The organism is Sulfitobacter dubius, assembly GCF_027214245.1.
Classification (GTDB): domain Bacteria; phylum Pseudomonadota; class Alphaproteobacteria; order Rhodobacterales; family Rhodobacteraceae; genus Sulfitobacter; species Sulfitobacter dubius_A.
The window spans coordinates 483209-501396 of record NZ_JAPWHM010000002.1 but is presented as its reverse complement, the minus strand read 5'-3'; the positions used below and the strand labels follow the sequence as shown (position 1 = coordinate 501396).

The 18188-nt window shown below is 55.6% G+C and carries 16 protein-coding genes; 8 read left to right on the top strand and 8 right to left on the bottom strand.

Annotated elements, in window-relative coordinates; translation table 11 throughout:
* The first annotated feature begins 9 nt into the window (after positions 1 to 9).
* Complete coding sequence (locus O4H31_RS06350; protein ID WP_269343877.1) at positions 10 to 1179, top strand: hypothetical protein; 1170 nt, start codon at positions 10 to 12, stop codon at positions 1177 to 1179.
* A 99-nt stretch (positions 1180 to 1278) separates the two neighbouring features.
* Here the strand turns inward: O4H31_RS06350 and O4H31_RS06345 are convergent, their stop codons facing one another.
* The 3 genes from O4H31_RS06345 to O4H31_RS06335 are packed head-to-tail and all read right to left on the bottom strand — an operon-like array spanning position 1279 to position 4414.
* Positions 1279 to 2439 (bottom strand): acetyl-CoA C-acetyltransferase, encoded by a 1161-nt coding sequence (locus O4H31_RS06345; RefSeq protein WP_269343875.1) that lies wholly within the window; start codon positions 2437 to 2439, stop codon positions 1279 to 1281.
* 11 nt (positions 2440 to 2450) lie between these two features.
* Positions 2451 to 3656 (bottom strand): acyl-CoA dehydrogenase family protein, encoded by a 1206-nt coding sequence (locus O4H31_RS06340; RefSeq protein WP_269343873.1) that lies wholly within the window; start codon positions 3654 to 3656, stop codon positions 2451 to 2453.
* Positions 3653 to 4414, bottom strand: a complete 762-nt coding sequence (locus O4H31_RS06335) for an SDR family NAD(P)-dependent oxidoreductase (protein ID WP_269343871.1) — start codon at positions 4412 to 4414, stop codon at positions 3653 to 3655. Before O4H31_RS06335 ends, O4H31_RS06340 begins: the two co-directional genes overlap by 4 nt.
* Positions 4415 to 4534: 120 nt before the next feature.
* Between O4H31_RS06335 and O4H31_RS06330 the strand changes: the two genes are divergently transcribed.
* Positions 4535 to 5602, top strand: coding sequence for an MBL fold metallo-hydrolase (locus O4H31_RS06330; protein ID WP_269343869.1), 1068 nt, complete (start codon positions 4535 to 4537; stop codon positions 5600 to 5602).
* 34 nt (positions 5603 to 5636) lie between these two features.
* Here O4H31_RS06330 and O4H31_RS06325 read toward each other — a convergent pair whose 3' ends face one another.
* The 3 genes from O4H31_RS06325 to O4H31_RS06315 all read right to left on the bottom strand — a co-directional run bounded on the left by O4H31_RS06325 (position 5637) and on the right by O4H31_RS06315 (position 7931).
* On the bottom strand, positions 5637 to 6776 hold the full coding sequence (locus tag O4H31_RS06325) for a thiolase family protein (protein WP_269343866.1): 1140 nt from the start codon (positions 6774 to 6776) through the stop codon (positions 5637 to 5639).
* 10 nt (positions 6777 to 6786) lie between these two features.
* Positions 6787 to 7194 (bottom strand): Zn-ribbon domain-containing OB-fold protein, encoded by a 408-nt coding sequence (locus O4H31_RS06320; RefSeq protein ID WP_269343864.1) that lies wholly within the window; start codon positions 7192 to 7194, stop codon positions 6787 to 6789.
* A gap of 119 nt (positions 7195 to 7313) precedes the next feature.
* Positions 7314 to 7931 carry a TetR/AcrR family transcriptional regulator gene (locus O4H31_RS06315; protein WP_269343862.1) on the bottom strand — a complete coding sequence of 206 codons (618 nt, stop codon included), beginning with the start codon at positions 7929 to 7931 and terminating at the stop codon, positions 7314 to 7316.
* 273 nt (positions 7932 to 8204) lie between these two features.
* On the opposite strand from O4H31_RS06315, the gene O4H31_RS06310 reads away from it, so the two are divergent.
* Entirely contained in the window at positions 8205 to 9737 is a 1533-nt protein-coding gene (locus tag O4H31_RS06310) for an AMP-binding protein (RefSeq protein WP_269343860.1), read from the top strand.
* A 77-nt stretch (positions 9738 to 9814) separates the two neighbouring features.
* On the opposite strand, the gene O4H31_RS06305 is transcribed toward O4H31_RS06310, so the two are convergent.
* Together O4H31_RS06305 and O4H31_RS06300 are read right to left on the bottom strand one after the other, a co-directional pair.
* The gene (locus O4H31_RS06305) at positions 9815 to 11494 is read right to left on the bottom strand and encodes an acyl-CoA dehydrogenase (protein ID WP_269343858.1); all 1680 of its coding nucleotides are present in this window, start codon (positions 11492 to 11494) and stop codon (positions 9815 to 9817) included.
* 272 nt (positions 11495 to 11766) lie between these two features.
* Positions 11767 to 12558: an enoyl-CoA hydratase/isomerase family protein gene (locus O4H31_RS06300; protein ID WP_269343857.1), complete on the bottom strand. Its 792-nt coding sequence runs from the start codon at positions 12556 to 12558 to the stop codon at positions 11767 to 11769.
* Between the two features lie 446 nt (positions 12559 to 13004).
* Here O4H31_RS06300 and O4H31_RS06295 point away from each other — a divergent pair, with 446 nt between their 5' ends.
* The 5 genes from O4H31_RS06295 (at position 13005) to O4H31_RS06275 (ending at position 18173) form a co-directional block, all read left to right on the top strand.
* Entirely contained in the window at positions 13005 to 13772 is a 768-nt protein-coding gene (locus O4H31_RS06295; RefSeq protein WP_269343855.1) for a crotonase/enoyl-CoA hydratase family protein, read from the top strand.
* A gap of 2 nt (positions 13773 to 13774) precedes the next feature.
* Entirely contained in the window at positions 13775 to 14647 is an 873-nt protein-coding gene (locus O4H31_RS06290) for an SDR family NAD(P)-dependent oxidoreductase (RefSeq protein ID WP_269343853.1), read from the top strand.
* 428 nt (positions 14648 to 15075) lie between these two features.
* On the top strand, positions 15076 to 16185 hold the full coding sequence (locus O4H31_RS06285) for a C4-dicarboxylate TRAP transporter substrate-binding protein (RefSeq protein WP_269343850.1): 1110 nt from the start codon (positions 15076 to 15078) through the stop codon (positions 16183 to 16185).
* Positions 16186 to 16303: 118 nt separating this feature from the next.
* The gene (locus O4H31_RS06280) at positions 16304 to 16870 is read left to right on the top strand and encodes a TRAP transporter small permease (RefSeq protein WP_269343848.1); all 567 of its coding nucleotides are present in this window, start codon (positions 16304 to 16306) and stop codon (positions 16868 to 16870) included.
* Positions 16863 to 18173 (top strand): TRAP transporter large permease, encoded by a 1311-nt coding sequence (locus O4H31_RS06275; protein WP_269343846.1) that lies wholly within the window; start codon positions 16863 to 16865, stop codon positions 18171 to 18173. Before O4H31_RS06280 ends, O4H31_RS06275 begins: the two co-directional genes overlap by 8 nt.
* Positions 18174 to 18188 lie beyond the last annotated feature (15 nt).

Sequence of the window (18188 nt, the reverse complement as noted above, 5' to 3'; positions counted from 1 at the left end):
GGAAAGACCATGGAACTCTCCCGAAGATTCTTTTTGACTTCAAGCGCGTTCGGAGCGGGCCTCGTGCTTGTACCTGGCCTGTGCTCCATCGCGACTGCCCAAGCGCCAAAGCGCGTCATTGGTAACTATGAGGCACCGGGTCTGTACGACCAGGCCGCCCAAGAAGTCGTGACAGATCGCGACGACGGCTATCACAATGACGGAAACCCGCGCCATTACGAATGGTGGTATTTTGATCTGTTCACCCAGTCAGGCCTCAAGGCCGCGGTGATCCTGATGGACCGCCCGTTAATCATGTTGGACAACCCTGACCTACCGCCGATGTTGATGTTGAACGTCGAACTCCCCGACGGCACCAACCGCGATTTCCAAGTGCCCTTCCCCGGTGTGGACTTCATCGCGTCCGAAGAGCATTGCGACGTAAAGCTGGGCAATAACTGGTGTAAAGGCCGCTACCCGAATTGGCAGCTACATGCCGAACATGATGATGTGGTCGTCGACCTAGAGCTTGTTGCAACCGTTGAGTCCTGGCGTGCCGGTTCCGGTGCGATGTATTTCGACGAGGCGCTGACGGTGTTTAACGCGCATGTCGTGCCCGCACCGCGCGCAGTTGTGAACGGCACTATTCAGGTCGCGGGCGAAACAATCGCTATCGAGGATGGTCACGGTTATCACGACCACAATTGGGGTAATGCCGGTATCGAAGGTGTTCTCAAAGCGTGGCACTGGGGCCGTGCGGAATGCGGAGATTTCACGCTTAACTTCTCGTATATTCAACACAACGCGGATTACGGCAACAAGGTCGTCTGCAAGTTCATGTTGGCAAAAGACAGTGAAATCCTGCTCAGCACCGGTGAATTTGAGGACAGTTTCGTTGGTGAAATCCATGTCGGCCCGCAGTCCGGCAACGGTTGGCCTGACGGCTTCCTGATCGAGGCACCCTACAATGGAGACATGATCCGTATCGAAATTTCAGGCAATCACCTCTTGAGCGACGCGCTCAATTCCGACCAGCAACCGAATGAAAACACCGCGCAACCAGGCTATATCCGTCTGGGCGGCGACATTAGGATAACAGTACCGCTCGCAAACGGTCCCGAGGTCGCCACCGGCAAGATCATTCACGAAATGTCCTTCTCAGAAGCGATCCCTAAAGCCGATGCAAACTGGCTCTTGTAAGTCACCGTCAGCCCCCTTTGCGAGCAAACGCCGCAAGGGGAGCCGCATCGAGTTTCCGCTATAGGGCCCTGCGCAGAGCGCTTTTTAACCGGCGACCTGTCAAAGCGCCTCAATGATCGTGGCGTTTGCGATCCCGCCGCCTTCACACATAGTCTGCAAACCGTAGCGTTTGCCGCGGGCTTTGAGAGCGTATATTAGCGTGGTCATCAACTTCGTTCCGCTGGCGCCTAATGGATGGCCCAAAGCGATAGCGCCTCCATTGACGTTTAGCTTTTCTGGATCAGCACCCATTGCCTTGAGCCATGCCAACGGGATGGGAGCAAATGCTTCGTTAACCTCATAGAGATCAATATCGTCCAGCGACATGCCTGTCCGATCGAGCACTTTTCGGGTCGCTGCCACCGGCTCATCCAGCATGATGACTGGATCACCCGCCGTGACTGACATACCGACGATCCGTGCCATGGGCGTTAGGCCATATTTTTTCAGCGCATGTTCCGACACAATCATAACCCCTGAGGAACCATCACAAATCTGGCTGGCGTTCCCGGCGGTGATTACACCACCCTCTGTCAGGGTTTTCAGTCCAGCCAACCCATCGAGTGTCGCTTCGCGGCGGATACCCTCGTCCCGCAGGTGGGGGGTGCCGTCTACGTCAACCGGTACGATTTCCTCGACGAATGCGTCGGCATCATCGGCAACTGCTGCCAGACGATGGCTTTCCAGCGCAAATCGGTCCAATGTCGTCCGGTCAAATCCGTACTTCTTGGCCACCAATTCGGCGCCATCAAACTGGCTGAAATTATCGACTCCGTATTTTTCCAATACGCGCGGGCTGTAGGCGCTACCGCCGATGCCTGCTTTCTTGTGCAGCATCATGTTCGAGAACATGGGCACCCGCGACATGCTTTCGGTCCCTGCAGCGATAACCACATCCTGTGTGCCCGACATAACTGCCTGTGCCGCGAACTGCACCGCCTGCTGCGAACTTCCGCATTGCCTGTCAATGGTGACCGCCGGAACGGTCTGGGGCAGCTTTGACGACAAGACCGCGTTGCGGCCGACCTGAAGTGCCTGTTCGCCCGCTTGTGTAACGCAGCCCATGATGACGTCGTCGACCGCTGTCGGATCAATGCCGGAGCGATCTACAAGTGCGTTGAGTACTTCAGCTGCCAAATCCGCTGGATGCCACTGCGATAACTTGCCGTCGCGTCTGCCACCTGCTGTCCGACCTGCCGCTACGATATATGCGTCTGCCATTTCGTTCTCCATTATGAGTTCTGGTGGCCATTCAAGGCCCCATGGTTTTCTTGCGCGGCTTTCCAGTCGCGGCGTATTTTGTGAGCGAGGCTCCACTTGTGAACTTCCGTTGGGCCGTCATAAATGCGAAAGGCGCGAACCTCCCGGAAGACCTGCTCCACGATGGTCTCGCCGGAAACACCCGAAGCCCCCATGACCTGGACGCATTTATCTGCGATGCGCATCAAAGCCTCAGATACGGCCACCTTCGCCATAGAGCTTTCGACGGTGCCTAGACGCCCCTCATCCAGAACGCCCGCGCACCAATCAATCATCAGCCATGCCTGTCGCAGGTCGATGTGATTTTCTGCCAGCATGAAGCCTACACCCTCGTGGTCGATCAGCGTTTTGCCGAACGCCTTCCGATTATTGGCGTAGTTGACCGCGATTTCCTGTGCGCGGGTGCAAGCGCCAAGCCAGCGCATGCAATGCGATAGTCGTGCCGGGCTTAGTCTGATTTGCGCATATTTGAACCCGTCACCGGGTTCACCCAACATCTGATCTTCGGGTACGCGCAGATCCTTGATCTCAACGACAGCGTGGCCGCCAGGCATTGAGGTATCGATCGTGTTGGGGATGTGTGTGATTTCGATTGCAGGGTTCGGCAGATCGACAAGAAACAGACAAGCGCCCTCTTCGGCCTTTGCCATAATGATCCCCACCTTTGCGCCCTGCGCACCGGTGATGAACGCCTTTGTGCCATTGATGACCCAGTGATTGCCGTCGCGCCGGCAAGCCGTTTGCATCATCTTTGGATCGGACCCTGCCCCACCTGACGATGCGGGCTCTGTCATAAAGAAGGCCGACCGCGCTCCTGCGACCAACGGATCAAGAAAACGTTTTTTGATTTCAGGACTACCGATTTTGCCGAGCAGGTACATGTTGCCCTCGTCTGGCGCGGCTGTATTGCACGCCAAGGGTCCAAGGGGTGAGAGGCCGCTTTTGTGCAGAACCACAAGGGTTTCCCGTTGAGATAAGTGACTGCCATCCGCCATGATATGGGGGGTCAAAACCCCTGCCTCTTTGGCTCTGGCGCGGAGTTCAATCACGAGCTCCTCAGTTGGGCAGCCATGATGATCACGACGCATGTCGGACTCGTAAGGTATTACCTTTTCCCGAACAAAGGTTTCGACCCGTGCGGCGATTTCATCAGCTTTGACCGGGCCTACGCCCTTCATTTCGGAGCCATCCGAATTGCACCGTCCAATCGTATCGTCTCGGCGTTCAACATGGGGTTTGAGATGATGGCTTCCACCATCTGAGCGTATTCCTCGGGTTTGCCCAAACGGCTGGGGAAAGGCGCCTGTTTGCCTAGTGAATCTTGTGCTTCTTGCGGAAGCGTTTCCAACATCGGTGTTAGAAATAGCCCCGGCGCGATCGTATTCACACGAATTGCATATCGCGCAAACTCACGTGCAATCGGCAAAGCCATACCGGCGACACCGGATTTGGAGGCGGAGTAAGCCGCCTGTCCAATCTGGCCTTCAAATGCTGCAACCGAAGCGGTATTGACGATAACGCCGCGTTCTTCCCCGACGGGCTCAGCCTCATAGAGCCGGGCTGCGAAATGAGACAGAACATTGAACGTGCCGATCAGGTTGATCTGGATAACCTTTGCAAAGTCTTCCAGCGGCAAGGGTGACCCATCTCGATTCAACACCTTTGCCGGCGGACCGATCCCTGCACAATTGACAAGGATGCGCGCTTTCCCATGTAATCCTTCTGCATCCTGAACTGCGCTTTTCACCATCTCAGGATCAGTGACGTCGACAGAATGGAATGACCCGCCAATCTCATCGGCGAGTTGATTGCCGAGCTCAGCATTAACGTCGAACAATGCGACCTTTGCCCCCCTCTGCGCCAAAAGTGATGCGGTCGCCGCGCCCAGCCCTGAGGCGCCCCCGGTGACAATCGCGGCGGTGTTTTTAATGTCCATGTTATCCTCCCCTATCGCAGCCTTGGGCTGCCCTGATTCCAGTCACCTTAGTTATTTGCTTGATGGTAAGCAAGTATAGTTGTATTTGACCTTAAACGCGCAGAGTGAGGATGAACCAGAATGGATAGCCAAGCGGAATCTTCAGCCGGAACCGAGAAGTTATTGAGTTTCCCGTTCGGTGAGAATGTCCCATGTATCGGTGACGGTTCCACCATTGAGGTTTTGGACAATCTTCTCTGGGCGAGAATGCCGGTTGGCGGCGGTCTAAAGTCAGTCAACATTTGGCTGTTCCATCATGAAGTATGTTGGGACATTATCGATACGGGCATCAATTCACCTGCAACCGTCGCAGCGTGGAATGAAATATTTGCGAGCACCATTCAGTCGCAAGCTGTGAACAGCTTAGTTCTGACGCATGGGCACCCTGATCACGGGGGTCTGGCCGGATGGATCAGCCGATGCAGAGGTGCGCCAGTCCTGATTACCATGAAAGAAGAAACGGAACTGGTTGCACTGGCCATGGGCATGTCGCAGGAACGCGATGCCCGCCAGACAGCATTCTTTCGCGCGGCCGGCGGCAGTGATGCGTTGATCGAGGCGAACATGGAACTTCAACGTTCCTATAGTGGGCTTGTCTGCACGCCACCGACGAAGTTTGAGCGCATTGCGGCAGGTGACAAGCTGACCTTGGGCGGTGATGCATGGCAGGTTGTCATAGGTTCCGGCCATTCGCCGGAACACGCTTGTCTCTACAATCATAAAAAAAGATTGTTCATCGCGGGCGACCAGGTGTTGCCAAAAATCACACCAAACGTATCGGTCCGCGCACACAATCCCGAAGCGGATCCAATGACGAATTGGCTCAGCAGTCTGGCGCGGATAAAATCAGAAATTCCGGATGACGTGTTAGTGCTGCCTTCGCACGGTGACCCCTATCGCGGATTGCACACGCGCATCGACGCGCTGATCGATGGACATGAACAAGACCTGAAAAATGCGCTTGCGGAAATCCAAGAGCCCAGGCGGGTCATCGACCTTTTCACGGTTCTATTTAACCGTGAGGTGACGGAAAGCATTTACGGCCTTGCCGCCGGCGAAGCATTGGCCAATCTGCATTGCTTGCGGACGCGTGGTCAGGCCACACGCAAGATCGACGCCGAGGGCGTCGCGTGGTGGCAGGCAACCTGAACTCGCCCGCGCACCTCGCATATTATAGTATGGTCTATTTCATCAGGACATGCGCGTAACAAACGGCACCCACCCCCACCATATGAGCGAGTCCGGTCTTGGCGTTTTTATGCTGGCGCGTACCTGCCTCCCCACGAAGCTGCCGGGTAATCTCGCCCACCTGCCCGATGCCTGTGGGGCCAACGGGATGACCCATGGCAAGCAGTCCGCCCGAAGGGCTGACGGCACAGTGACCGCCAATATTCCATGCGCCTTCTTTCAGCATCGGTACGTAGTGGCCCGGTTTGCAGATGCCAATCGCTTCAGCATAGAGCAGTTCTTCGACCGAAAAGGCGTCATGCACTTCTAAAATGTCCAGATCCGTCGCCGCGATCTGAGCCTGAGCGATGGCAAGTCGCATGATATCAGCCGTAAGCGCGGTGTCGGGATTCAGATTGTTGCCCGCCCGTTCGCTGCCCGCAGCAGAGGATGCAATCCGAACGGCTCGGCCCATATCCAGCCCCAGTCGCTTAATACCCTCTTCGGAAGCAAGAATGACCGCCGCGCCGCCTTCGCCGATAGGGGTGCATTGCAAAGCAGTAATCGAGCCAGAGATCGGTCGGCTCATCACCTCTTCGATCGTGCGGACCTTTTGACGTTGGGCATTGATATTCTTCGCACCGTTTGCGTGATTTTTCACGGCGACCAGCGCCATGTCTTCGGGGGTCACACCATATTTATGCACGTATTCGTCCGTCAGCAGGGCGAAATGGGTAAAGGGAAGGATGCTGTCCTCTGCCAGATCCGGCAGCCCGGTGCTGGCGCGATAAACTTCGGGGCGTTCCCGCTTGTCAACGCCGACCGCCAGAACGACATCGCTGATGCCAGAGGCTACCTCCATACAGGCGTGCCGTACCGCGGCCGACCCCGAAGCAGAAGCGTTTTCAATGTGTACAATTGGGCGGCCGCTATCGCCGAGATGGCGCAACATCGGGCGGCCAGCCGCCATGCCCAGTAGTGCATGCGCCACATAGGAAGACTCAACGTCTTCCCACGACACCCCAGCATCTGCTAACGCTTCGCGAACGGCGGTCAGCCCGAGCTGTACATAGCTCGTTTCGCTGCTCCGCTGGTAGGGGTGGAAGCCGATGCCGACGACGTAGACGGGGCGAAGATCGCTGATAAGTTTGGCCATGTGCTGATCCTTAATCTGCCGCCGGCATGAAACGCAGGTCTTGCGCGCCGTGGTTTGGGCGCGTTTCGGGAACAAGTTTCGTGATCATTGGCGTCCCCGGTTTTAATACGGCACCCTCGGAAACCTGCAAAATAGACCGTAGGATCGCACCATCATCTGTTTGGATCGATCCGACCCAAAAAGGGCCCTCGTGAGGGGTGCCGACAGGCATATGCACAAAGGCAGAAGCAATCAAAGTGCCCCGCCCAGTCAGCTTCTTCACGCGCAAAGCCGTCGACCCGCATTTTTCGCAGCCATATCGCTGCATCGGAAAAAACACATACCCGCAATCATCGCAGCCCCCACCGATCAGGGCAGGGTTGTCCGGCAACTGGTCTGTTCCCTCGCTTTGAAACAATGCAAGCGCTTCTTCGGTCATGGTGCCTCCCCCTACGCCTATCCTCAAATATAGCTCTATAAATTTGCTTGCTGTTTGACAAGTTTATAATTCCGCAGGCTTCCCCATTTTTATCTGGGTCCGCCAGGACAGGCTATAGATTACCCGGCCTGAATGGACTGCTTAAGGTTAGCGATGAATGTCTCCCCCAGAGAGACTGTTTCATAACTGGGGTCGAGCACTGCAAACGCCAACTGCCCGCGCAGGAATGCATAGATGACACCGGCCTGAAGCAATGGATCGACATCCCTGCGAATACTGCCGTTTTCAATGCCGATTTCAATTTCCTGCTTAAGGGTCGATATCGCCTGATTGTGCAACCGTGTCATCGTCTTCTTCAGGCTGTCCTCGATTTGTGCCTGGGTAAACAAGAAGGTCAGCGCTTTGACACGCTCGAGTTTGGATACTCTGATATAGTGCCGAATAAGGTCGTTGACCCTTTGAAGACCTCGTTTTCGGATCGGCAAATCGGCAGCATCTTTGTAAAATTCTGAAACGATATGTTCAGCCACTCGGTTTTGTAGCTCAATCTTTGACCCGAAATAATGGCCAGGCAAACCGCGACTATAGCCTGCCAGATCACCGACCTCCGCAAGCGAGAAACCATCAAAGCCCTTTGTCGCCACCAGAACCGTCGCGGCCTCAATAAGTTTTGACTCGGCTTCCTCTCGCCGTTCCCCCTGAGTTCTACGCTTCTTCGTCTTTACGTCTGCCGCCATCTTAAAACCCAGTTCTTGTCGGTGTGAGCAGCGGCTCAAAATCTAAACCGCTGCTGATGCATGCAATTCAATGTACGGATTAATTTGCTGGCCGTCCAGCTAACGGCGCGGAAGAAGGCTGTTCAGCGGTAAAGAAGCAAAGGCCGCAATTATCAGACGATACTTCTTGACGGGTTGCAGATCCCTACAATAATACTTGCTTGATAGTCAGCAAGCAAGTTGGCGAGACACGGGGAGGATCGTGTCAGTTGCTGGCACAATGGAGGACTTGCAATGAACACGACCCAAAACTCGACCTGCACGATGGGCGAATTACTTGATCGGGCGACTCGCCGCTTTGGCGACAGACCCGCGATTTCCGACGGAAAGAACAAGCTAACCTATCGAGAACTTGGTGCGAGAATCTCGCAGTATAAATCGGCGCTCGGAGCGCTTGGCCTCAAAAGCGGTGATGCCGTGGGGCTGCTCGTCACGAATACCATCGAAGCCTACAGCGTGATGGCTGCCGCCATGTGCATGGGGGTACGTTATACCGCTCTCCATCCGATGGGGAGCCTTGACGACCACCTGTTCATCGTGGGTGATGCCGAAATCGACCTCTTGGTTGTTGAGCCGACAGCCTATGCTGGGCGGATCGAGCCACTTTCAAAAGCATGCAAAATTGCGACTCTGGGACCTTCCGAGGGTCACACCGACATTTGCGCCCTTGCCGACGGACAGACGCCCGGAGATTTATCCCCAACGCTTGATTCAACGCAGATCGTCTGTGTCGTTTACACGGGCGGAACGACCGGCATGCCCAAGGGCGTCACCCACCGCCACCCGTCTTTCGTGAACAGCGTTCAGACCGTCTTGGGCGAATATGAATGGCCGGCCGAAACGCGCATGCTGATTGTGGCCCCTATTTCCCATGCAGCTGGCTTGCTGGTCCTTCCCGTACTGCTTCGGGGCGGGATGGTGGTCATGGCCAATGGCTTTACGCCGACAGGATTTCAAGAGACCATTCTTGAGCACAAGATTACAGCGACATTTATCGTGCCGACAATGATATACGCACTGCTCGATCACCCTGATGTGGTCGCCGAAAAGATGAAGTCGTTGGAGCTTGTCATCTACGGTGCTTCACCCATTTCGCCGTCCCGCCTAGAACAAGCGCTCGGCTTTTTCGGCTCGGTCTTTATGCAAGGATACGCCCAGACAGAAGTACCTTTGCAAATCAGCATCCTGCGGCGCGAAGACCACGACCCGGCGCGACCCGAATTGCTGGCGTCCTGCGGGCACCCGACCGCGGCCGTTCAAACCGCGATACTTGATGAAAACGATCAACCTGTCGCCCGCGGTGAGGTAGGTGAGCTGTGCATTCGCAGCCCAATGGTGATGGATGGTTATTGGAACCGGCCCGAAGAGACTGCTGAAGTCTTCCGCTCAGGTTGGCTACATACCGGCGACATGGCGCGCGAGGATGACGAAGGGTACCTCTATCTAGTTGACCGGAAGAAGGACATGATCATCTCCGGCGGTTTCAATGTCTATCCGCGTGAAGTTGAAGACACACTTGCAAGCCATCCGGATGTTGCCAATGTAGCCGTCGTCGGCATGCCGCATGACAAATGGGGGGAAGCCGTTACGGCTGTTGTGGTACAGCGCGAAGGATGCACGATAGACAGTTCAGCATTGTCGGCCTTTGTCAAAGACAAGAAGGGGCCGGTTTATGCGCCCAAGGCAATCCATGTTGTAGACGCGATCCCGCTGACCGCCATCGGCAAACCGGATCGCAAGGCAGTTCGCGCGATGCTGGCAGAATAGCAATTTGCTTCTGCGCAAGCGAAAACGGCCCGGATGTTGTCCGGGCCGTTTGCTTTTAAAGGTCGCAGTCTGATCACCTAGAAGGCTTCTGCGGCAAGCTCATACAGCAACTCCGAGCCAGCAGTCGCCGAAGCCCACAAACCGGCAGCCTCTGGTACCAAATGTTCGAGATAGAACCTTACGACGACTGCTTTCGATTTGCCGAAATCATCTGTTGTTACCGCTTCGAGCTGCCGTTCCAGCAACCAGCCGCTGACCGCCACGGAAACCATCATCAAGAAAGAATAGCTGCCTGCGAGCCGGTCATCGGCAGAGGCCGTCGCGTAGCGGTCCGCGACATCTTCGCATAGGTCGATCAGCCGCTTCAGTTCGGGATGTTTTGCCGAGGCCCGCATGTCGGAGATCAGCGCTGCAAAGGCCGCTCCATCCTCCATAGCTAATTTGCGTCCAACCAGGTCGGCGGCCTGAATGCCTGTGGTCCCCTCATAGATTGGAGCAATCCTGGCGTCTTTCCAATATTGCGCTGCACCCGTCTCCTCAATGTATCCCATACCGCCGTGAACCTGCATGCCCAAACTCGCAATTTCCACACCGACTTCCGAGCCGTAGGCTTTGGCAAGCGGTGTCATCAATTCGAGACGTTGCGCTGCTTTTTTGTCGCCCGCCGCGGCCCGGTCCAAACACCCCGCAGCATAAAACAAGAGCGCGCGGCTTCCTTGAGTCAAAGCTTTCATCCGCAGGAGCATGCGCCGCACATCCGGGAACTCAATAATTGGCACCGGCTGCCCATTGCGGCGGCCCTGAATGCGTTCTTGGGCATAAGCGACCGCCTTCTGCGTCGCTGCCTCTCCCAGTTGAACGCCCTGATGTCCGACACCAATTCTGGCACTGTTCATCATCGTGAACATGGCTCGCATGCCTTGATTTTCTTTGCCTATCAATTCACCGATACAGGGCTCGGATTCACCGAAAGCGACGACACAGGTCGGCGAAGCATGGAAACCGGCCTTGTGTTCGATTGAGACGACATTCATGCCATTTCTTACCGTAAACTCACCGTCGTCATCGGCCCGAAACTTCGGCGCAAGAAACAGCGATATGCCTTTTGTGCCAGCCGGAGCGCCCGGCGTCCGGGCCAATACCAAATGGACGATATTGTCCGTCAGGTCGTGGTCTGCAAAAGAAATGAAGATCTTCATACCCCTGATGGACCATGTTCCGTCTTCAAGAGGCGTGGCCGTTGTCTTGAGTGCGCCAACATCGGTGCCTGCTTGCGGTTCGGTCAGGTTCATCGTGCCTGTCCATTCCCCCGTACCAAGACGCGGTAGATACACGGCCTTTTGCGCATCGCTGCCGTGATGGAGTATCGCCTCGATCGCTCCGGCAGTCAGCGTGGTACAGGATGTGAGCGCAAAATTGCTGGCACCAAGGACCTCCTGCACGGCCATTGCCAGGCTGAATGGCAAACCCTGCCCGCCGAAACCCTCAGCCAGCGGTAGTGTGCCCCACCCTGCCGAAACATACTTTGCATAGGCATCGGGAAGTCCCGGAGGCATTGTCACCTCAGACCCTTCAATGCGGGCACCGACAGTGTCAGCTATTGCGTTCAGGTCACCCCAGCCAGATTGCGCAAAACTTCCGACCCCATCCAATATGGATACCAGTGTTTCATCATCAACACCCGAAACGGCTTCGGTCATCGTAGCCGTCTCCCGCAACACCAACATGTGCTCTTTGGCATCTGGAATATAAGTCATTGAACTGTCATCTCCTGCTGATCTGGAATCTATTCGCGGAAACTTGAAATTAGGTCACAGGCCTCCCTGCCTAGGACCGGCGCCATCCCCTATGGCCATGCGCAATTGTAAGCGGCGGGAGGACTGCACAGTTGGCGCGCGAACATCACTGCGAACCGAAAAATGGTAAGAGCGACACGAACGTTGCCTGCGCGAGCTTTCCCGCACCGCATTTTCCTATCAGGACGCGCTCGATCGTTGCGCGGGCGGAGCCAAGGCTCGGCACCGATCACTTAGCGCCCAGTAAACACAGGTTTGCGCTTTTCGATAAAGGCCGTCATGCCTTCCTTCTGATCCTCGCCCGCGAAACACTGCGCGATGGCGTAGGCCTCAACTTCATCTAGGGTCTCAGAGGCATCATCGATGATCCGGCGAAAAATGCGTTTGATGCGGGAGAGAGCCGTCGGGCTCATTTCTGCGAAAGCAGCTAGACGCTCTTCGGTCGTCTTTTCGAAGTCATCGGCTTCATGCAGTTCGTCGATTAGGTTAAGGCGCAGCGCCTCGGAAGCATCGATTACTTTGCCAGTCATGCAAAGCCTGCGGGCAGCGTTTACGCCGATCATCGCTGCCAGACGCGCTGTTCCGCCTCCTCCGGGAAGGATCCCCAGTGTTACTTCTGGCAGTCCGAACTGTGAACGGTCCGTCGCAATCCGCAGATCACACGCAATCGCTAGCTCAACCCCACCGCCAAAACAAAGACCGTCAATAAACGCTATGACGGGGCGGGGAAAATTGTGGATCGCAGAATAGAGGGTACGAATGTCCCTAACCATGCCCTCGGCATCGGAGGGGCCATTGGGCAGCATTTCCTTGATGTCAGCGCCTGCCACGAAAGCGCGGCCAGGTACCGCTGAGATCGCGACCACCCTGACGTCAGCATCATTCTGGGCCGCACGTAATGCCGTGCGCATAGCCTTAATAACGCTTGCATCGACGGCGTTCAATGCTTGGGGTCGGTTCAGAATAAGATGCAGTACAGCCCCCCTTCGACTGACGATTACAGGTTCCGCGGCAACATTACTCATCACTTAATCCTCCCAGATTCGCTTTCGGTTTAAGCTATAAACTTGCCATGCGACAAGCAAGTTTATTAATTGCTGTGAGGTTTTCAAGCCAGTCAGGCACCCTTTCTCTCGAAAGAAATAAAAGCGCTAATTCATTCTAAAGCGCTGATCTTCAGGTACAGCCTTGACGCGCACATTATTTGCTTGGTAGCAAGTAAGTAAGATGGCTGAGTGGTGTTTGGGAGGGCAGCATGAACGCGATAGAGGAAAACAGTGTCTTCATCGGAGCAACCCCATGTTCCGCATTGAAACTGCGCCTCACCTAACAAGCTACCCTTGAAAGCCCAGCAAGGCGGTTCCGCCACGCAATCGATATCGCCCAAAGTAGGCAGTGTGCCTACCCTTCTGCCCGTTTCTTGCGCGAACCTTCTCGTATCTCCGCGCCACAATAACATGAGGAAGATAAGATGAGCTATATAAAGACGGAGACCGACGGGCACGTTCTGATCATTACGCTTGATCGGTCCGATGCACGAAATGCTTTCAATCTCGCAATGTCCGAGGAGATGGAGTCGATCATCGACCGTTACGAAGAAGACATCAATCTGCGGTGCGCGATTATCCAAGCGAATGGGCCAACCTTTTCCGCTGGCCAAGATCTTATCGCGGCAGCAAAGGGTGAGCGCTCGGTCACGAAGGGACGCGGCGGTTTCGGAATCATGAATCGCCCCCCGAGAAAGCCTCTGATTGCCGCGGTCGAGGGTCAGGCGCTGGCCGGAGGTATGGAATTGACCTTGTGCTGTGACATCGTCGTGGCATCGACCAGCGCGGTGTTCGGTTTGGCCGAAGCCAAACGCGGGCTGGTCGCGATTGGTGGGGGTTGCTTCCGCCTGCCCCACCGCGTCCCGCACAACATCGCGATGGAGATGATCATCACGGCCGAGCCCCGCTCTGCCGCGGACATGCACAGCTTTGGCTATGTCAACAAACTGGTGGAACCGGGAAAAACCCTTGAAGGGGCGATGGAATACGCGGCCCTTGTCGTACGCAACGGACCTCTCGCCACGGTGGCCTCAAAGGAGATCGCTCACCGCTCCGCCACGGAGCAATGGCGCGATGAGGCCGGCTGGCGCATTCAAGAAGAGATTATCAAGCCGGTTCTGGCCTCTGACGATCTCAAAGAAGGCCTCGCTGCCTTTGCTGAAAAACGTGATCCTGTCTGGAAAGGAAAATGACCATGAACACGCTTGAGGGAAAAGTTGCGGTCGTTACCGGCGGCGCACAGGGCATCGGCTATGCCATCACGAAAATACTGGCAAATCACGGTGCAAAGGTCGTGTTCGCCGATGTCGATGGTGAAGCTTCCGCGAAGGTGGAACAGGAGTTGGGGGCAAACGCAAAAGCGCATGTCGGTGACCTGTTGGACCCCGAGGTGCCCAAAGCGCTGATCGACACCGCTGTCGATGCGTTCGGCGGTGTGGATATCGTGGTCAACAACGCCGGATACCATTGGGACGCGATGTTTCACAAGATGACCGAAAAGCAATGGCAGGCCATGCTCGACATCCATATGACAGTGCCATTCCGGGTGCTTCAGGCCGCAGCGCCCGTCATGTTCGCTGCCGCCGCCGAAGACGCCAAGGCAGGCCGCGAGGTCATGCGTAAGGTCGTAAACGTGTCATCGCTTGCCGCGTCTTTTGGCAACATCGGCGCATCTAATTACTCTGCAGCAAAGGCCGGGATGATCGGGCTCACCAAATCTCTCGCCAAAGAATGGGGGCCGCGTAAGATCTGCGTGAACTCCGCCGCCTTCGGCGTCATCCAGACCCGTCTCGGCCTGCCTCAAAGCGAACAGAACCAGATTAAGGTTGGGGGAGAAGAGGTGAACTTGGGCGTGCCGGTCAAGACGCTACAGGCAATGGGCATAGACCACGAAACTGAAACAGGCGACGTCTATAAGCCGCGCGAGATCAAGCAGATCCCGCTGGGTCGCGCCGGTCACATCGACGAGGCCGCAGGCCTTGTCTATTTCCTGTGCTCTCCTCTTTCCGACTACGTCACCGGCCAAGTGATGTCGGCGAGCGGTGGTTCTGGGGGCGGTATGTCCTGACGCCTTGGTGACGCGCACCGTCGTACTGGCATGCAAAGGAAGGCTCATCGCTTGGGAGGGGGAATCAATTCAAAACTCACCCCCAAGCAGGCTGCCACCGCACAGACCGCAGTGAGACTGATACAGGTCGATTGCTTCCAACCGAGAATTTTACTGTATCTTTTCAAACGCTTGAAAACTCGTGCCCTACCCCATCACGTAAAGGATCACACAAATAAATACTTGCTTTCTAACAAGCAATTACTAAGCTTCTTATAGGGAGAACATCGCGCGGACCACCGGGGAGGTTGGTAGTCCGAAGCGATACGGAGGACGACATCGGAAAAATACAGCTACCGAATGCAAGCCGCAATTGCGGGTGCAGAGCGGAGCCACCGACGCTGCGTTTACGTCGCAGCGATGGTCAATCAAAACGAAGGAGGATCGTTATGTACCTGAAAAAAACCATTGCCATTACAGTCGCGTCTTTCGCGCTAAGCGCGACCAGCGTGACAGCCCGTGACATCACCTATGCTCATTTCCTGCCGGCGGCAGGCTCGATCAGAGATGCAACTGTCGCTTATTTCGACCGCGTTTCGAAGGCAACCGATGGAGAGCTCACATTTGAGACATTCTGGGCAGGCGCTATGGGCGGCCCGGTTGAAATGCTGGACACGATCGGCAGTCAAACCGTTGATGCAGGCGGGATCGTCGACGCATACCTACGATCCAGCATTCCAACGGCTTCGATGTTCTCTGACTTCGGCCGTTTGGTTTCTTCTAATGAAGACATGCTTGCCTATTCCGCTGCCGTTACCGAACAGCAATTGTTGAGCTGCCAAGAATGCACTGCCGACTATGAAAACAACAACGTCAAATTACTAGCGACAACAGCGGTTGCGCCCTACTATATCATGTGCAAGCCGGAAGTAACCTCGACCGCTGATATGGTGGGCAAAAAGGTACGTGCTGTAGGCAATCCAGCCAACTTGATGCAACAGATGGGCGCGGTACCCGTATCAGTAACCACAGCTGAGATGTACGAGGCCATGCAGCGCGGCCAAGCCGATTGCAGCACAGGATCGGCCGCTTGGCTGGATGAATACAAGCTGGGTGAGTTTGTGAAGTCGATGATCAACGAGCCGATCAACGATTACATCAGCTCGGGCAATATCCTGTTCAACCTTGATGTTTGGAACGACTTTTCCGACGCCCAACGTGCTGCCTTCGTTGAAGAGCTTCCGGCGTTCGTAGCGCAGATCAACTTTGAAGCGCTTTCCGATGCGGATAAAGCGATTGAAGCGGCGAAAGCCAATGGTTTGAAGATCTATGAGCCCGATGATGAATTCAAAACACTCATCGCAGAGTTTCGCGGCGGCACCTTCGCCGATGCCATCACGACCGCCGAAGGTACTGGCGTAAAGGTCGCAGACCGGGTGGTTTCAGACTTTGAAGCATTGGTGGAAAAGTGGAGTGCCATCGTGACTGATATCGGCATGGATCAAGACGCCTACGAAGAGGCACTGCGCACGGAGATCTACTCCAAATTGCCGAACTGATCCTCCCAAGAGAACTGCGGGCGGCCTCTTTGGGTGCTCGCAGTTTTTGGCTTGCCGTGAAGTGGTTCTTAGCCCGCTTCATTTAATTCGACGCCATAAGTCAGAGATCGGAGCCGCGATGACCAAGGTGGTACAGATTGCAAACTGGGTTGCGAAAATACCGGCAGTATTTGCCGCCCTTCTCGTGGGCGCAATGATGGTCCTGGTGGCGTCGGACGTCGTCCTCAAATACGTTTTTAATGCGCCAGTCCCCATGACGCTCGAGCTTGTCGCAGCCTATTTCATGCCCGCCATATGCTTTCTGCCTCTGGGCAATGTGACACGTACAGAATCTCACCTTGAGGTCGAATTGTTCACCCAAGGCATGACAGGCCGCCCCCTCGCCGCAATCAAGCTATTCGGCTGCGCTTTCGGAATTGTGTACGGTTTATACATGCTGGACCCCGCTATTGCACAAGCCATGAAAATGACAGCACGAGCGGAATACTGGGAGGCGGCAACCGTACATGTGCCAGTTTGGCCCGCCCGCTGGTTCTTACCACTGGGGGTCACACTGATGATCTTGTGGCTCTTCCTTCTCGCCATATCGCATCTATGGGTGTTGGTGACGGGTCAGTCACCCATCGCGCGTGAAATGTCGAAACAGGCCGCTACCAAACATTCTGCAGGAACCAACCATGACTGATCTAGCCATCGGCGGCGGCGCTCTTGTCGCCATTCTCATCCTGCTTGCGCTGCGCGTCCCGATCGCGTTCGTGTTAGGTGGGGTCTCATTCGTTGGGATCATCCTCGTCCGGGGATGGAACGCGGCGCTTAACATGCTGGGCTCTTTGCCCCATAGCTTCGCATCTTCATGGGAGCTGTCTGCCGTACCGATGTTTCTACTCATGGGCGCGGCAGCGTTTCAAACCGGCTTGACGCAAAGTCTATATTCAGCCGCGCGGCTGTGGCTGAACAAGCTTCCTGGCGGCCTCGCGGTCGCAACCAACTTCACTGCCGCCGGCTTTGCGGCTGCCTCTGGATCATCGGTCGCCACGTCGGCTGCTGTGGGACGTTTGGCAATTCCGGAAATGCTGAAGTACGGATATGATAAGGGCCTCGCAACCGGCACTGTCGCGGCGTCCGGAACGCTGGGCGCGCTCATTCCGCCTTCCATCGCCTTTGTTCTCTATGGCTGGTTCACAGGTGAATCCGTAGGTAAGCTTCTGATCGCAGGCCTTATTCCAGGGGTCATGACGGGCGCGATCTATACGCTAATGATCATCCTGCGTTGTATGAAGTCACCAGAACTTGCGCCGAAAATGACCGAAGTTGTCACTATGAAAGAGAAAATGCAGGCCCTGGCCGCCGTCTGGCCGATGCCAGTTCTTGTTCTATGTGTCATCGGCTCCATCTATTCTGGCATTGCTACACCGACCGAAGCTGGCGCAGTTGGCGCAGTGATGGCGTTCGTCATCGGTGCAGCCAAGGGCAAACTCACCTGGTCGGTTCTGTGGCGAAGCATGGACGACACGATGAATACGACCGCCTCGCTGTTCTTCCTTGCAATCGGCGCTGTGATACTGACACGTTTTCTTGCGATTGCCGGCATTCCCACATTCATCGCCGAAGTGGTATCCGATCTCGGCCTGGGGCCCGTTCAACTGGTCATCGCCATGGCCATCGTGTTTTTACTGCTAGGTATGTTCCTAGATCCCATCGGCGTCATGCTCGTGACGCTTCCAATCTTCCTGCCCGCGTTTGAGGCCGCTGATTTGAACTTGATCTGGATCGGGGTCATCGTCGTCAAGATGATTGAAATCGGGCTGCTCACGCCGCCGGTCGGCATCAACGTTTATGTGGTAAAACAGGTCGCCGGTGAAAGCGTGTCGCTATCGACCGTGTTTAGGGGTGTAGGGTGGTTCCTCGCCTGCGAGGTTTTCATCATGGTTCTTCTGGTCGCCTACCCAGCATTGTCCTTGTGGTTGCCCGAATACATGGGTCACTAAGCTAATGCATCTACC

What these genes read in the sequence shown, in the direction of transcription:
- O4H31_RS06350 (WP_269343877.1), top strand. Translation starts at nt 10, where the DNA reads ATGGAACTCTCCCGAAGATTCTTTTTGACTTCAAGCGCGTTCGGAGCG.
- O4H31_RS06345 (WP_269343875.1), bottom strand. Translation starts at nt 2,439, where the DNA reads ATGGCAGACGCATATATCGTAGCGGCAGGTCGGACAGCAGGTGGCAGA.
- O4H31_RS06340 (WP_269343873.1), bottom strand. Translation starts at nt 3,656, where the DNA reads ATGAAGGGCGTAGGCCCGGTCAAAGCTGATGAAATCGCCGCACGGGTC.
- O4H31_RS06335 (WP_269343871.1), bottom strand. Translation starts at nt 4,414, where the DNA reads ATGGACATTAAAAACACCGCCGCGATTGTCACCGGGGGCGCCTCAGGG.
- O4H31_RS06330 (WP_269343869.1), top strand. Translation starts at nt 4,535, where the DNA reads ATGGATAGCCAAGCGGAATCTTCAGCCGGAACCGAGAAGTTATTGAGT.
- O4H31_RS06325 (WP_269343866.1), bottom strand. Translation starts at nt 6,776, where the DNA reads ATGGCCAAACTTATCAGCGATCTTCGCCCCGTCTACGTCGTCGGCATC.
- O4H31_RS06320 (WP_269343864.1), bottom strand. Translation starts at nt 7,194, where the DNA reads ATGACCGAAGAAGCGCTTGCATTGTTTCAAAGCGAGGGAACAGACCAG.
- O4H31_RS06315 (WP_269343862.1), bottom strand. Translation starts at nt 7,931, where the DNA reads ATGGCGGCAGACGTAAAGACGAAGAAGCGTAGAACTCAGGGGGAACGG.
- O4H31_RS06310 (WP_269343860.1), top strand. Translation starts at nt 8,205, where the DNA reads ATGAACACGACCCAAAACTCGACCTGCACGATGGGCGAATTACTTGAT.
- O4H31_RS06305 (WP_269343858.1), bottom strand. Translation starts at nt 11,494, where the DNA reads ATGACTTATATTCCAGATGCCAAAGAGCACATGTTGGTGTTGCGGGAG.
- O4H31_RS06300 (WP_269343857.1), bottom strand. Translation starts at nt 12,558, where the DNA reads ATGAGTAATGTTGCCGCGGAACCTGTAATCGTCAGTCGAAGGGGGGCT.
- O4H31_RS06295 (WP_269343855.1), top strand. Translation starts at nt 13,005, where the DNA reads ATGAGCTATATAAAGACGGAGACCGACGGGCACGTTCTGATCATTACG.
- O4H31_RS06290 (WP_269343853.1), top strand. Translation starts at nt 13,775, where the DNA reads ATGAACACGCTTGAGGGAAAAGTTGCGGTCGTTACCGGCGGCGCACAG.
- O4H31_RS06285 (WP_269343850.1), top strand. Translation starts at nt 15,076, where the DNA reads ATGTACCTGAAAAAAACCATTGCCATTACAGTCGCGTCTTTCGCGCTA.
- O4H31_RS06280 (WP_269343848.1), top strand. Translation starts at nt 16,304, where the DNA reads ATGACCAAGGTGGTACAGATTGCAAACTGGGTTGCGAAAATACCGGCA.
- O4H31_RS06275 (WP_269343846.1), top strand. Translation starts at nt 16,863, where the DNA reads ATGACTGATCTAGCCATCGGCGGCGGCGCTCTTGTCGCCATTCTCATC.